Origin of the sequence: Streptomyces sp. SCUT-3 (assembly GCF_014083985.1) — a bacterium.
In the GTDB taxonomy this organism is placed as follows: Bacteria; Actinomycetota; Actinomycetes; order Streptomycetales; family Streptomycetaceae; genus Streptomyces_H; species Streptomyces_H thermolineatus.
Window position 1 is genome coordinate 1,687,727 of record NZ_CP046907.1, and the last position, 13,961, is coordinate 1,701,687.

General features: G+C 72.3%; 11 protein-coding genes. 8 read left to right on the forward strand and 3 right to left on the reverse strand.

What is annotated here, in order from left to right; genetic code table 11:
* Positions 1-34: 34 nt before the first annotated feature.
* Positions 35-220, reverse strand: a complete 186-nt coding sequence (locus GQS52_RS07345; RefSeq protein ID WP_182312518.1) for a hypothetical protein — start codon at positions 218-220, stop codon at positions 35-37.
* Positions 221-790: 570 nt separating this feature from the next.
* On the opposite strand from GQS52_RS07345, the gene GQS52_RS07350 reads away from it, so the two are divergent.
* From GQS52_RS07350 to GQS52_RS07385, 8 genes are all read left to right on the forward strand, one after another.
* Positions 791-4,294, forward strand: coding sequence for a nitrate- and nitrite sensing domain-containing protein (locus tag GQS52_RS07350; RefSeq protein WP_182312520.1), 3,504 nt, complete (start codon positions 791-793; stop codon positions 4,292-4,294).
* Positions 4,295-4,717 carry a roadblock/LC7 domain-containing protein gene (locus GQS52_RS07355; protein ID WP_182312522.1) on the forward strand — a complete coding sequence of 141 codons (423 nt, stop codon included), beginning with the start codon at positions 4,295-4,297 and terminating at the stop codon, positions 4,715-4,717.
* A gap of 74 nt (positions 4,718-4,791) precedes the next feature.
* On the forward strand, positions 4,792-5,205 hold the full coding sequence (locus GQS52_RS07360; protein ID WP_182312524.1) for a DUF742 domain-containing protein: 414 nt from the start codon (positions 4,792-4,794) through the stop codon (positions 5,203-5,205).
* An 82-nt stretch (positions 5,206-5,287) separates the two neighbouring features.
* The gene (locus GQS52_RS07365; protein WP_182316274.1) at positions 5,288-5,815 is read left to right on the forward strand and encodes an ATP/GTP-binding protein; all 528 of its coding nucleotides are present in this window, start codon (positions 5,288-5,290) and stop codon (positions 5,813-5,815) included.
* Positions 5,816-6,137: 322 nt separating this feature from the next.
* Positions 6,138-9,341 carry a nitrate- and nitrite sensing domain-containing protein gene (locus GQS52_RS07370; protein ID WP_182312526.1) on the forward strand — a complete coding sequence of 1,068 codons (3,204 nt, stop codon included), beginning with the start codon at positions 6,138-6,140 and terminating at the stop codon, positions 9,339-9,341.
* 9 nt (positions 9,342-9,350) lie between these two features.
* Positions 9,351-9,764 (forward strand): roadblock/LC7 domain-containing protein, encoded by a 414-nt coding sequence (locus GQS52_RS07375; protein ID WP_182316275.1) that lies wholly within the window; start codon positions 9,351-9,353, stop codon positions 9,762-9,764.
* Positions 9,765-9,877: 113 nt separating this feature from the next.
* Positions 9,878-10,486 (forward strand): DUF742 domain-containing protein, encoded by a 609-nt coding sequence (locus GQS52_RS07380; RefSeq protein ID WP_182312528.1) that lies wholly within the window; start codon positions 9,878-9,880, stop codon positions 10,484-10,486.
* Positions 10,487-10,574: 88 nt separating this feature from the next.
* Positions 10,575-11,102, forward strand: coding sequence for an ATP/GTP-binding protein (locus GQS52_RS07385; protein ID WP_182316276.1), 528 nt, complete (start codon positions 10,575-10,577; stop codon positions 11,100-11,102).
* Positions 11,103-11,205: 103 nt separating this feature from the next.
* Here GQS52_RS07385 and GQS52_RS07390 read toward each other — a convergent pair whose 3' ends face one another.
* Together GQS52_RS07390 and cimA are read right to left on the reverse strand one after the other, a co-directional pair.
* A complete protein-coding gene (locus GQS52_RS07390) occupies positions 11,206-11,730 on the reverse strand; it encodes a hypothetical protein (RefSeq protein WP_182312530.1) in 525 nt (174 codons plus the stop codon).
* Positions 11,731-11,925: 195 nt separating this feature from the next.
* Positions 11,926-13,521: a citramalate synthase gene (gene cimA, locus GQS52_RS07395; RefSeq protein WP_182312532.1), complete on the reverse strand. Its 1,596-nt coding sequence runs from the start codon at positions 13,519-13,521 to the stop codon at positions 11,926-11,928.
* Between the last annotated feature and the right edge of the window lie 440 nt (positions 13,522-13,961).

The window sequence follows — 13,961 nt, forward strand, 5'->3', positions numbered from 1 at the left end:
ACCGCGCGCCCCGGGGGCCGGTGCTTCCTCGGGATCAGGCGGTGGGGAGGTCCATGAGCACGGTGCGGCGGGGGTTCGCCGTGCTGGAGGGCAGCGCCTCGGCCGCGGGCTCCTCCGTGCCGGCCAGTGCGCCCGGCTTCGGCGTCTCGGCGTCCTTCAGGTGCGCCAGGGTGGTGCGCCGCGGGTTGGCGATGGAACGGGAGAGCATGGTCGTCTTCATGGGCGGGCCTTGACCTCGGAAGTGTCGGAGACGGAATCTGGATACCGGCGGCTTGTCGGGAACGCGCACCCCGGGTAGAGCGTCAGATTAGGACGGTGCTTCCCGGACCCGGGCCCCCGCACCCCTCCGCGAGCCTGTGATTTTCCTCACCAACTGGCGGACAAACAAGGCGATTCGGGCGCACGAATCCGACATCCGCACCACCGCGAACCGGTCATTGCGGACCAATGTCCCTCGATCGGCGCGAGCGGGACAGGCCGCTCCACCGCGAAGCCACGGGTCAAAAGTCCGTTATCGCGGAAACGTCGTGGACCCGCCGTAGTTGACCACGAGCTGAGCGTCACCGAGTGCTGCGTCCGGCCCGTGCACCTTGTTGCGGGTGCCCGGCTGTGCTGCAATTCCACGGACCGCCGTGTCAGTAAACAGCCGGTGCGCAGGGGGGAAGGGCAGCACGGCGCGGCGGGGAACCGGCCACGCCCGGCCGCCCCGAGTCGGGGGCACGGGTTCCACAGACTCGACACCGTCCTGCCGTTCGTGCGGCGGACGCCTGGTCCAGAGGTTGCGACGCTAGTGCAGGGACGTTTCAAGAAGGATGGCGGCGCTGCGGGTGACCCGGAGCCGCGCGGCGGAGCCGGCCGCGGCCCCGTGCCGCCGCACGCCCCGACTGCCGAAACGCGCGGGGCCACCCCTTCCGCAGGTCCGCGGAAGGGCCCCGGTTCCTCAGGCCCCGAGCCCAAGGGCCCGGTGGTGCCCGACGAGGAGGCCCCGCCCGCCCGGGAGGGAGGCAGGCACGCCTCCCGAATACGCATGCGCAACTGGAGCATCAGCACCCGTCTGCTCTCGCTGCTGGCCCTCCCCGTGGTCGCGGCGACCTCGCTGGGCGTGCTCCGCATCCAGCAGTCCCTGCAGAACGTCGACCAGCTCGAGCACATGACCACGCTCACCGAGATGACGCGCCAGGCGACCCTGCTCGCCGACGCGTTGCAGGAGGAGCGCGACAAGTCGGCCGACCCGCTGACCGCCGGCAACCGCAAGGACGACGACGTCGTCGCCACCCGCGAGGCGACCGACGCCGCCATCTCGTCGTTCACCTCGGCCAGCAAGGACCTCGAGAACGACAACGACCTGCCGGGCATCCGCAGCACGGCGACCCAGATCATCAACCAGCTGAACACCATCAACCAGCTGCGCAACGACGCCTACACCAACGAGGACTACCTGTCCCAGACGGTCTCCTCGTACAACCAGCTGATCGAGCTGCTCCTGGCCCTGTCCCAGGACATGGCGCAGGCCACCAGCAACACCGAGATGATCGGCGCCACCCGCGCCCTGGCCTCGTTCTCCAACGCCAAGGAGTACGAGTCGATGCAGCGGGCGCTGATCAGCGCCGCGCTGGCCCGCAAGGGCGGCCCCGAGCTGTCCGAGGCCGACGCGTTCTTCGGCAACACCACCGCCCAGGCGGAGGAGGCCGCCCTCGCCCGGTTCGCGCAGATCTACGGCAACGAGGCGTCCCTGAAGCTGACCAGGGCGATCGACGGCGACATCCCCGAGGTCCGCGAGGCCGACGAGTTCCGCGAGCGGGTGCTCAAGAAGCCCTCCACGCTGAAGACCGGCGGGCTGTCCTCGCGCGACTGGTACGACAAGTCGTCGACGAAGATCGACGAGATGAGCAAGATCCAGTCGCAGCTGCTCAACGACATGGAGCAGCAGGCCCGTCAGCTGCGCACCGAGGCGCAGCGCGACGCGCTCCTCAACGGCGCGGTGGTCGTGCTCGTCCTCGGCGTGGCGCTCGTCGGCTCCTTCGTCATGGCCCGCTCCATGATCCGCAGCCTGCGCAGGCTCCAGGACACCGCGCAGGAGGTCTCGCAGAAGCGGCTGCCGGAGCTGGTCAAGCAGCTGTCCGAGGCGGACCCGCAGGACGTGGACACCTCGATCGAGCCGATCGGCATCGACTCGACCGACGAGATCGGCCGGGTGGCCCACGCGTTCGAGGAGGTGCACCGCGAGGCGGTGCGCCTGGCCGCCGAGCAGGCGCTGCTGCGGGGCAACGTCAACGCGATGTTCACCAACCTCTCGCGCCGCAGCCAGGGACTGATCCAGCGCCAGCTGACGCTCATCTCCGAGCTGGAGAGCCGCGAGGCGGACCCGGACCAGCTGTCCAACCTGTTCAAGCTGGACCACCTGGCCACCCGCATGCGCCGCAACGGCGAGAACCTGCTGGTCCTCGCGGGCGAGGAGCCCGGACGCCGCTGGACGCGCCCCGTGCCGCTGGTCGACGTGCTCCGCGCCGCCGCCTCCGAGGTGGAGCAGTACGAGCGCATCGAGCTGACCTCGGTGCCCGCCACCGAGGTCGCCGGCCGCGTCGTCAACGACTTGGTGCACCTGCTGGCCGAGCTGCTGGAGAACGCCACCTCGTTCTCCTCCCCGCAGACCAAGGTCCGCGTCACCGGCCACGCCCTGCCCGACGGCCGGGTGCTGATCGAGATCCACGACACCGGCATCGGCCTGTCCCCGGAGGACCTGGCCGACATCAACGAGCGGCTCGCCAACCCCCCGACGGTGGACGTGTCGGTCTCGCGCCGCATGGGCCTGTTCGTGGTCGGCCGCCTGTCGCGCCGGCACGGCATCCGCATCCAGCTGCGCCCCTCCGACTCGGGCGGCACAACCGCCCTGGTCATGCTGCCGGTGGACGTCACGCAGAACGGCAAGGCCGTCCCCGGCAACCGCGGCCGGAACGGGCAGCCCGGCGGCGGGCAGGGCCAGGTGCCGCCCGCGGGCCTCGGTCCGCAGCCCGGACAGGTCGCGGCCGGACGCCAGCGCCCGGCGCTGCCCGGCGCCGACGGACCGGGGCCCGCGGGCCGCGGACCGGCCGGCCGCGGCGGACCGGGGGCCGGCGGCAGGCCCGGAGCCCCGCAGCGGCCGGGAGGCCGCGGCACGGGCCACGCGCCCGGCAGGAACCCCGGCGCCCCGGGCGACGCCGTCGCCCGGCCGGCGCAGCCCTCCGCGGGCCCGCAGGGGCCCCGCCACGCCCAGCAGCCCTCCCCCGGCGCGCCGGGGGCACCGGGCCACGGGGACCGGCACCCCTCACCGTCCGGTGCGCCGGGCGGCCGGACGGGCCGGGGCGAGCCGCCCCTGCCCCCGCGCCGGGTGCCCTCCGAGCGGCCGGGCGCCGACTCGCCCCGCTCCGAGCCGGTCCGGGGCGAGTGGCCGCGGGAGCACCAGGACGCGGGCAGCACCCAGGCGTTCGCCCGCCCCGACCTCTTCTCGCCCGGCGGCCAGGGCGGCCGTGGGCCGGCGGCCCGGCCGCAGTACCCGGTCGAGGAGACCGGGGGCGGCCTGGTGCGCCGTCCCCAGCCGCCCGCGCCGCAGCCGCCCGCGCCGCAGCCGCCCGCGCCGCAGCCCGTGCGGCCGGAGCAGCAGCCCGTGCGGCCGGAGCAGCAGCTGCCGCCCTCCTCCTCCCCCATGGCCCTGCCCCCGGCACCCAGCCGCGGTGACGAGCGCACGCCCATATTCGAGGCGATCGAGTCGGACTGGTTCCACCAGTCGCAGGGCGGGGCCCCGCACCCCGACGCCCCGCAGGGGCCCGGAACCGCCGGGCAGGCGCAGGAGCCCCGGCTCCCCCGGGAGCAGCAGGCGCCGCAGGCCCCGCTGCCCCCGCGGCGTCCGGTGGCACCCGCCTCCCCGCACCACGAACCCCCCGCGTCCCGCACGGCCGGCCCCGACCTGGGCGGTCAGGCCGGTCCGGACGGCCGGGGCCGGGCGGAGGCCGCCGACCCCTCCGCCCCCCACTGGCGGTCCTCGCCGAACGACGAGGGCTGGCGGCGGGCCGAGCAGATCCGCAAGCCGCAGGCCGGCGGCATCACCCCGTCGGGCCTGCCCCGGCGGGTCCCCAAGGCCAACCTGGTCCCGGGTACCGCACAGCAGACCCCGCCCGTCGAGGGCCCGCAGGTCTCCCGCGCTCCGGACGACGTCCGGGGCAGGCTGACCAACCTGCGCCGCGGCATCCAGCAGGGCCGTCAGGCCGGCGGCAACGCCGGCGGCGGTTTCGGCACCTCTCACCAGCAGGAGCGTTAGTTGAGTCCCATGAGCCAGGCGGCACAGAATCTGAACTGGCTGATCACCAATTTCGTGGACAACACCCCCGGGGTGTCCCACACCGTGGTGGTCTCCGCCGACGGACTACTGCTGGCCATGTCCGAAGGCTTCCCCCGTGACCGCGCCGACCAGCTGGCCGCGGTGGCCTCCGGCCTGACCTCGCTCACCGCCGGAGCCTCCCGCATCTTCGAGGGCGGCAGCGTCACCCAGACCGTCGTCGAGATGGAACGGGGCTTCCTGTTCATCATGTCGGTCTCCGACGGCTCCTCGCTGGCCGTCCTGGCCCACCCGGAGTGCGACATCGGCCTCGTCGGCTACGAGATGGCCCTGCTCGTCGACCGGGCGGGCACCGTCCTCACCCCCGACCTGCGCGCCGAACTCCAGGGAAGCCTGCTGGGCTGACCGAACCCGAGCACGATCCGCACCGCCCGGTACGCACAGCCCGACCGCCGCCGAGAGCTCCGCACGGAGGACCCATGACACCGCCACCCGCCTCGCCGGGCCCGTACGGCGCTTCCCACCACGCGTCGTACGGGGGAGACGGCGACCAGCAGCCGCTGGTGCGCCCCTACGCCATGACCGGCGGCCGTACCCGGCCGCGGTACCAGCTCGCCATCGAGGCACTGGTCAGCACCACCGCGGATCCGTCCCGGACGACCGGCCTGCTGCCGGAGCACCAGCGGATCTGCCACCTGTGCATGGAGATCAAGTCGGTGGCGGAGATCTCCGCGCTGCTCTCCATTCCCCTCGGCGTCGCCCGGATCCTCGTCGCCGACCTGGCCGAGGCCGGCATGGTCGCCATCCACCAGCCCGGTGGCGACGAGTCCACCGGCGGCCAGCCCGACGTGACACTGCTCGAGAGGGTGCTCAGTGGACTTCGCAAGCTCTAGACCGCACCCGCAGACGGCGGACGGTCGGGGAGAGTACGCCGGGAGCGCCGCTCCGGCCGGCCGCTCCACCACGTCGGCGAAGATCGTCGTGGCCGGTGGTTTCGGTGTCGGCAAGACCACCTTCGTGGGAGCCGTCTCCGAGATCAACCCGCTGCGCACCGAGGCCGTCATGACCTCCGCCTCCGCCGGCATCGACGACCTCACCCACGCCCCGGACAAGACGACCACCACGGTCGCCATGGACTTCGGCCGCATCACCCTCGACGAGGACCTCATCCTCTACCTGTTCGGCACCCCCGGACAGGACCGCTTCTGGTTCATGTGGGACGACCTCGTCCGCGGCGCCATCGGCGCCGTCGTCCTCGTCGACACCCGCCGGCTCGCCGACTGCTTCCCCGCCGTCGACTACTTCGAGAACTCCGGCCTCCCCTTCGTCATCGCCCTCAACGGCTTCGACGGACACCAGCCCTACACCCCCGAAGAAGTCCGCGACGCCCTCCAGATCGGCCCCGAAGCACCCATCATCACCACCGACGCCCGCCACCGCGCCGACGCCAAGAGCGCCCTGATCACCCTCGTCGAACACGCACTGCTGGCACGGCTGAAGTAGGGACCGGGCGAGGGAACCTGTCGGCCCCGCGAGGACCGGCCGCTGTCTTTGGACACGGCCGGTCCTCGTGTTCATAACATTTCGACAGAGAATCGCGCCGCAGTGGACACTGCGCGCGCCCGTTCGGCTCCACAGAGCGCAACTTACGAACCCGTAATGGGGATTCATCGACACGATTGGGCGTTTTGTCTCCCGCTGAGCGGGTGCTCAGCGGGATTCACCCGGTGTTTGGACAGCGTCCGTCCGACGTGCTGCAATCGCTGAACCCCTGAGTAGCACGGCACGTCGACTGCCGGGTTCCCGCCGAGAGGTTGTTGGTCGAGTGAGGCGTACGCAGACGGGTCCGGCGCAGCGGCGCGACGCGACCCAGGACACCGCAAACGCGGAGTCGGGGCCGCGAGGCAACTTCACCCCGCCCAGCCGCAGAACGCCGCCCGCGACGGCGTCCCCCGCCGCGGCACCCGTAACCCCCTCCGAGGAGGCCGTCTCCTCCGGGAGCAGGTTCGCGCTGCGCAACTGGCGTGTGCCCACCCGGCTGATGGCCATTCTCGTCATCCCCGTGCTGACCGGCCTGGTCTTCGCCGGCCTGCGGATCAACAGCTCCGTGGAGAGCGCGCAGGCGGCCGACGAGGCCGCGCGGGTCGCCATCCTCACCCGCGACGCCACCGTGCTGTCCGACGCCCTGCAGAACGAGCGCGACATATCGGCCTACCCGCTCACCCGCGGCGACACCGGCAACGAGCAGATAGCCGCCGCCCGCAAGGAGACCGACGAGGCGCTGGCCGTGTTCCGCGCCTCCGCGGACGACATCGAGAACAACGCCCGCGTCACCAAGCGCGTCAGGGCGGCAGAGACGGCCCTCGCCGACCTCGAGGCGCTGCGCAGGGCCGCCTACAAGCCGCAGCTCTCCCCCAACGCCACGCAGCAGGCGTACTCCGAGATGTTCCGCCCGCTGATGATGTTCGCCAACGAACTGAACTTCGGCGAGTCCGACATCAACAGCCGCGGCCGCGGCCTCTACACCATCTCGCTCACCAAGGCCTCGGTCTCCACCACCCGCGCCCTGGTCTCCACCGCCTTCGGCCGCGGGTACCTGCTGTCGGTCGACCCGAGCTCCATCCTGACCGCCGCCAAGACCAAGGAGACGGCCGAGGGCGAGTTCCGCGCCGCCGCCTCCGACGAGGACCTGGCGCTGTACGACCAGACGGTCTCCGCCAAGGACGGCGCCGCGGCCAAGGAGTACATGGGCCGCGTCATCGCGACCCCGCCGGGCACCTCCCTGAACAAGGCCGGGCTGAGCTACCGGACCTGGTACCGGCTGGCCTCGGCCGAGATGGACCAGATCGCCGAGGTCGAGTTCGCCGTCACCGAGGACATCCTCCGGCAGGCCGAGGAGATCCGCTCCGAGGCCCAGCGGGACGCGATCGTCAACGCGGTGGCCGTGCTGCTGGCCCTGGCGCTCGCCGGCGTCCTCACCGGCCTGGTGGCCCGGTCGATGGTCCAGGGCATGCGCACCCTGCGCACCTCCGCCATGGACATCGCCGAGACCCGCCTGCCCGAACTGGTCTCCAGCCTGTCCAGGACCGACCCCGGGCAGGTCGACACGACCGTCGGGCCGATCCCCCTCTTCGGCAGGGACGAGATCGGCGAGGTGGCCCGCGCCTTCGACCAGGTGCACCGCGAGGCGGTCCGCCTGGCCTCCGAGCAGGCGCTGCTGCGGGGCAACGTCAACGCGATCTTCACCAACCTCTCGCGCCGCAACCAGGGCCTGATCCAGCGCCAGCTGACGCTGATCACCGACCTGGAGAACAACGAGGCCGACCCGGACCAGCTGGAGAACCTGTTCAAGCTGGACCACCTGGCCACCCGCATGCGCCGCAACGGCGAGAACCTGCTGGTCCTCGCGGGCGAGGAACCCGGACGCCGCTGGACCCAGCCGGTCCCGCTGGTCGACGTGCTCCGCGCCGCCGCCTCCGAGGTGGAGTCCTACGAGCGCATCGAGCTGTTCGGGATCCCCGAGACCGAGATCCACGGCACCGCCGTGAACGACCTCGTCCACCTGCTGGCCGAGCTGCTGGAGAACGCCACCACGTTCTCCTCCCCGCAGACCAAGGTCCGCGTCACCGCCACCCGGCTGCCCGACGGCCGCGTGATGGTCGAGATCCACGACAAGGGAATCGGCCTGACCGCCGAGGACTTCGCGGACATCAACCACAAGCTGGCCAACCCGCCGACCGTGGACGTGGCGATCGCCAAGCGCATGGGCCTGTTCGTGGTCGGACGGCTCTCCGCCCGGCACGGCATCCGCGTCCAGCTGCGCCCCTCCGGCGAGCAGGCCGGCACCACCTCGCTGGTCATGCTCCCCGAGCCGATCACCCACGGCGGCGGCGCCGCCGAGCCCGAGGAGACCGACTTCCAGGTCTCCCGGATCGTCCCCGACAAGCCGGTGGCCCGGCACGATGCGGGCATGCGCACCGCCGCCGAACTGGGCTTCGACGACGGCCGCTACGAGCGTCCCGACACCCCGGCCCTCGACCCCGTGGGCCGCTCCGCGCTCCGCGAGGAGCGGCGGGCCGCGCTCGGCGCCGGCCCCTCGGACCGGCCCGCGGAGCAGCAGTTCCACGACGGGGGCCCCAAGGCCGCGCAGGGCGGCGGCCAGGACTACGGCCCGCAGCCGCCGTACCTGGACGACGCGTACACGGGCGAGGAGCCCTACACCGAGCAGCCCTACACCGAGCAGGGCTACGACGGCCAGGACTACGCCGGGCAGGACTACCAGCGGCAGGACTACCGGGAAGCGGAATACCCCTCCACCGGGTACGGGGAGGACTCCCAGGCCGAACACCCTTATGCTGGTAACCAGTTCGAGGCCACGGGGTACGACGGGGCCGCTTACGGCGACGACCGTTACGACCAGCAGCAGTACGGCCGGGACTACGGTTACGCCGGCGGACGGCCCGACGGGTACCCCGACTCCCCGGAGTACGCCGGCCCGACGGGTGCGGACTCCTACGCTCCGGAAGCGGAATCCGCCCCCGCCCCCTCCTACGGGGTGCAGGACGGCGTAAGCTTCGACGGGCCCGGGCCCTCGCCGGACAACTCCCGTTCGTTCGACGACGCGGGCCTCCCGCGCCGTGAACGGCAGTGGGGGCGGTCCGAGGAGGGGAACGGCCCGGACGGCGGCGCGGCCGAGGACTTCCCCGCCGCCGCGGATCGGCAGAGGCAGAGCGGTGAGGGTGGTGACGAGTGGCTCTCCACCAATGACGAGCACTGGCAGCGGGCTTCCCAGGTCCGAGAGCCGCAGGCGGGCGGGGTCACCCCCTCCGGCCTGCCCCGGCGGGTCCCCAAGGCCAACCTGGTCCCGGGTACCGCACAGCAGACCCAGCAGGGAGGCCCCCAGGTCTCCCGCGCCCCCGAGGAGGTCCGCGGCCGGCTGAGCAACCTGCGCCGCGGTGTCCAGCAGGGGCGCAATGCAGGAACTGACACCAACGGACAGGGCTTCGGCCCCAACCACCAGGAGCGTTAGTTGAGCCCGATGAGCCAGGCGGCACAGAATCTGAACTGGCTGATCACCAATTTCGTGGACAACACCCCCGGGGTGTCCCACACCGTGGTGGTCTCCGCCGACGGACTACTGCTGGCCATGTCCGAAGGCTTCCCCCGTGACCGCGCCGACCAGCTGGCCGCGGTGGCCTCCGGCCTGACCTCGCTCACCGCCGGAGCCTCCCGCATCTTCGAGGGCGGCAGCGTCACCCAGACCGTCGTCGAGATGGAACGGGGCTTCCTGTTCATCATGTCGGTCTCCGACGGCTCCTCGCTGGCCGTCCTGGCCCACCCGGAGTGCGACATCGGCCTCGTCGGCTACGAGATGGCCCTGCTCGTCGACCGGGCGGGCACCGTCCTCACCCCCGACCTGCGCGCCGAACTCCAGGGAAGCCTGCTCAACTAGGCCGTCGGGCATGCACGACGCGCCGCCGGACCGTAAGGTGCGGTGGCGCGTCGGGCGCTCCCCGAGTGCCCGACCGACCGGAAGCCGGCCCCAGACAAGCGTGAGGAGGAACCGTGGCAACGCCCCCAGGCGGATACCCGTACGGCAGTCCCTACGGTGACGAAGGTGACCGGGACCCGTACCGGCAGGGCGCCCACCCGCAGCACGGGCAGGGCTCCGGGCCGCAGCAGTACGAGCACTTCGGCCTCCCCTCCTCGCCGTCCTCGCCGGCTTCCCCCCACACGGCGCCGCCCGCACCGTCCGCACCGCACATACCCCCCGCGGCCCCCGGCCCGGCGGCACCGCCCGCCGCGCACCGAGGACCGGTCACGGGGTCGGACCAGCAGCCGCTGGTGCGCCCCTACGCCATGACCGGCGGCCGTACCCGGCCGCGGTACCAGCTCGCCATCGAGGCACTGGTCAGCACCACCGCCGATCCGTCCCGGACGACCGGCCTGCTGCCGGAGCACCAGCGGATCTGCCACCTGTGCATGGAGATCAAATCGGTAGCCGAGATCTCCGCGCTGCTCTCCATTCCCCTCGGCGTCGCCCGGATCCTCGTCGCCGACCTGGCCGAGTCCGGCCTGGTCGCCATCCACCAGCCCGGTGGCGACGAGTCCGCCGGCGGTCAGCCTGATGTGACACTGCTCGAAAGGGTGCTCAGTGGACTTCGCAAGCTCTAGCCAGACTCCGGCCGGTTACGGGCAGGCCGGCAGCCCCGGGTACGACGGGAGTGCTGGTGCTGGGGCCCGCTCCACCACGTCGGCGAAGATCGTCGTGGCCGGTGGTTTCGGTGTCGGCAAGACCACCTTCGTGGGAGCCGTCTCCGAGATCAACCCGCTGCGCACCGAGGCCGTCATGACCTCCGCCTCCGCCGGCATCGACGACCTCACCCACGCCCCGGACAAGACGACCACCACGGTCGCCATGGACTTCGGCCGCATCACCCTCGACGAGGACCTCATCCTCTACCTGTTCGGCACCCCCGGACAGGACCGCTTCTGGTTCATGTGGGACGACCTCGTCCGCGGCGCCATCGGCGCCGTCGTCCTCGTCGACACCCGCCGCCTCGCCGACTGCTTCCCCGCCGTCGACTACTTCGAGAACTCCGGCCTCCCCTTCGTCATCGCCCTCAACGGCTTCGACGGACACCAGCCCTACACCCCCGAAGAAGTCCGCGACGCCCTCCAGATCGGCCCCGAAGCACCCATCATCACCACCGACGCCCGCCACCGCGCCGACGCCAAGAGCGCACTGATCACCCTCGTCGAACACGCGCTGATGGCGCGTCTGCGCTAGCCGCCGTGCCCGGCGCGCGGCACGGTCCGCGTACGCCGGGGAGGAACACGGGGAAGGGGCCCCGCCGCTGCCGCGGCGGGGCCCCTTCCGCTGCCGGGCCGGGTCAGCAGCCGCCGCAGTTGTAGTACGTCACGTCCCAGTGGTTGCCCTCCTTGGCGTAGATGTTGCCGGAGCCGGACTTGTACTGGGGGGCGCCGTCGCCGCGCAGCCCGATGTAGGTGAAGTTGCCGGTGATGTAGTTGCTGACGCAGGTGTAGAGCGAGTAGTCCAGCTTGTAGCCGTTCCAGTGGCTGTAGGTGCCGCTGCTGTGGCCGGTCTCGGTGCCGCCGGTGATGTTCAGTGCGCAGCCGCTGGCGCTCTTGAGGGTCTGGGCGCCCTGGATGGTGGCCAGGTTGACCTGCTCGAACGAGGTGCAGGTGGAGTTGTAGCGGTCCGAGCACCCGCCGCTGGAGGACCAGGTGATGCCCGAGGACTTGAGCATCGAGGTCGCCTGGGAGTGGGTGAGCTTGGTGACCGCGTGGGCCTCGCCGGCCGAGGAGACCAGGCCGACGCCGGGTGCGAAGAGCACCGACAGGACGAGGACCAGGGCGGCCAGGACCGGGTGCAGCCGGGTGCGGGCTGATGTCATGGGGATTCCCTCCTGAGGGAACAGCCTTGCGGGAAAGGGGTGTTGGCGCCGTCGGCGCGGAGCGTGCGGCACGATGATGCCGCCGTCTACGCGCGTCCGCCAGAGGGCCCTCCCCGCGGACGGCGGCGGGCCCCGCCGCGGCCCCCGGATTCCGGGGGCCGGTGCGGGGCCCGTCCCCCGCCGCGGCCGTACCGCTCACTCGGTGGGCAGCACCCCTGCGCGGATGAGGCCGTAGGTGTAGGCGTCCTCCAGGGCCTGCCAGGAGGCGGCGATGACGTTGGGGCCGACGCCGACCGTCGACCACTCGCCGCTGCCGTCGCTGGTCTCCACCAGCACCCGGGTCACGGACTCGGTGCCGCGCCTCCCCTCCAGGATGCGGACCTTGTAGTCCACCAGCTCCAGCTTCGCCAGCTGAGGGAAGATCCGCTCCAGGGCCACCCGCAGCGCCCTGTCCAGGGCGTTGACGGGGCCGTTGCCCTCGCCGGTGGCGACGATCCGCTCCCCCTTGGCCCACAGCTTCACGGTCGCCTCGTTGGCGTGCGAGCCGTCCGGGCGCTCCTCGACGATGGCGCGCCAGGACTCGGGCCGGAAGAACCGCTCCCGGCGGCCGGCGACCTCGTCGCGCAGCAGCAGCTCGAAGGAGGCGTCGGCGGCCTCGTAGGTGTAGCCGGCGTTCTCCCGCTCCTTGACCCTGGCGACGACGCGGCCGAGGAGGTCGCGGTCGGACAGGTCGTAGCCGAGCTCCTTGCCCTTGAGCTCGATCGAGGCGCGGCCGGCCATGTCGGAGACCAGCATCCGCATGCTGTTGCCGACGAGTTCGGGGGTGATGTGCTGGTACAGGTCGGGGTCGACCTTGATGGCCGAGGCGTGCAGCCCGGCCTTGTGGGCGAAGGCGGAGACGCCCACGTAGGGCTGGTGGGTGGAGGGCGCCAGGTTGACGACCTCGGCGATCGCGTGGGAGATCCGGGTCATCTCGGCGAGGCAGCCCTCGGGCAGCACCCGCCGGCCGTACTTGAGCTCCAGGGCGGCGACGACGGGGAAGAGGTTGGCGTTGCCGACGCGCTCGCCGTAGCCGTTGGCCGTGCACTGGACGTGGGTCGCGCCGGCGTCGACGGCGGCCAGGGTGTTGGCCACGGCGCAGCCGGTGTCGTCCTGGGCGTGGATGCCCAGGCGCGCCCCGGTACGGGCCAGCACCTGCGCCACGACGTCCCGGACCTCTCCGGGGAGCATGCCGCCGTTGGTGTCGCACAGCACCACCACGTCCGCGCCGGCCCCGTGCGCGGCGCGCACCACGGCCTCGGCGTACTCGGCGTCGGCCCGGTGCCCGTCGAAGAAGTGCTCGCAGTCCACGAAGACCCGGCGCCCCTGCTCCCGCAGGTGGCGGACGGTGTCGCGGACCATCTCGAGGTTCTCCTCGAGGGTGGTGCGCAGGGCGAGTTCGACGTGCCGGTCGTGGGACTTGGCGACCAGGGTGATCACCGGGGCCCCGCTGGCCAGGAGCGCCTTGACCTGGGGGTCCTCGGCCGCGGTGGTGCCGGCCCTGCGGGTGGCGCCGAAGGCCACGAGCTGCGCGTGCTTCAGGTCGAGTTCGGTGGCGGCCCGGGCGAAGAACTCGGTGTCCCGCGGGTTGGCGCCCGGCCAGCCGCCCTCGATGAAGCCCACGCCGAAGTCGTCCAGGTGGCGGGCGATCGTGAGCTTGTCCGCCACGGTCAGGTTGATGCCCTCGCGCTGTGCGCCGTCGCGCAGCGTGGTGTCGAAGACATGGAAGCTGTCGTCGGGTGCGGCCGTCATCTCGTTGAGCTCCTGTCGGGTGCGCGGTCTTCGGAATGACCGACTCCACTTGCCTCCTATGATCCCCCCGCGCGACTCCCGCCCGGGCGGTCGGCCCTGTCGTGGAGCTCCGGCAAACGAAAAAACCTCTCGCGGGTGCGAGAGGTCTGCGCGCGGGTCGGGGGCTTCGTGTCCGCTTCCGCACCGGTCGGGTGCGGGGAGCGGTCACTGCGGACCGGCGCGCCTGCTGCCGATAATCATGGCGAACGAGGACACGAGGGGCAGTCTGCCACAGAGGCCGCCGGCCGCCGCACGGCGTCTCAGGATGCGAACGGCGGTCCCGCGGGCCGGATGCACGCGTCCGCGCGTCCGGCCCGCGCCGCTCCTCGACCGCCCGGCCGGCCCGGCCCGCCCGGCCCGCGGGTACGGGCGCGGGCTCGGACCGGGCAGGGCCGGGGCCG

Coding starts and splice junctions, on each gene's coding strand:
- GQS52_RS07345 (WP_182312518.1), bottom strand. CDS start 220: ATGAAGACGACCATGCTCTCCCGTTCCATCGCCAACCCGCGGCGCACC.
- GQS52_RS07360 (WP_182312524.1), top strand. CDS start 4,792: ATGACACCGCCACCCGCCTCGCCGGGCCCGTACGGCGCTTCCCACCAC.
- GQS52_RS07375 (WP_182316275.1), top strand. CDS start 9,351: ATGAGCCAGGCGGCACAGAATCTGAACTGGCTGATCACCAATTTCGTG.
- GQS52_RS07390 (WP_182312530.1), bottom strand. CDS start 11,730: ATGACATCAGCCCGCACCCGGCTGCACCCGGTCCTGGCCGCCCTGGTC.
- cimA (WP_182312532.1), bottom strand. CDS start 13,521: ATGACGGCCGCACCCGACGACAGCTTCCATGTCTTCGACACCACGCTG.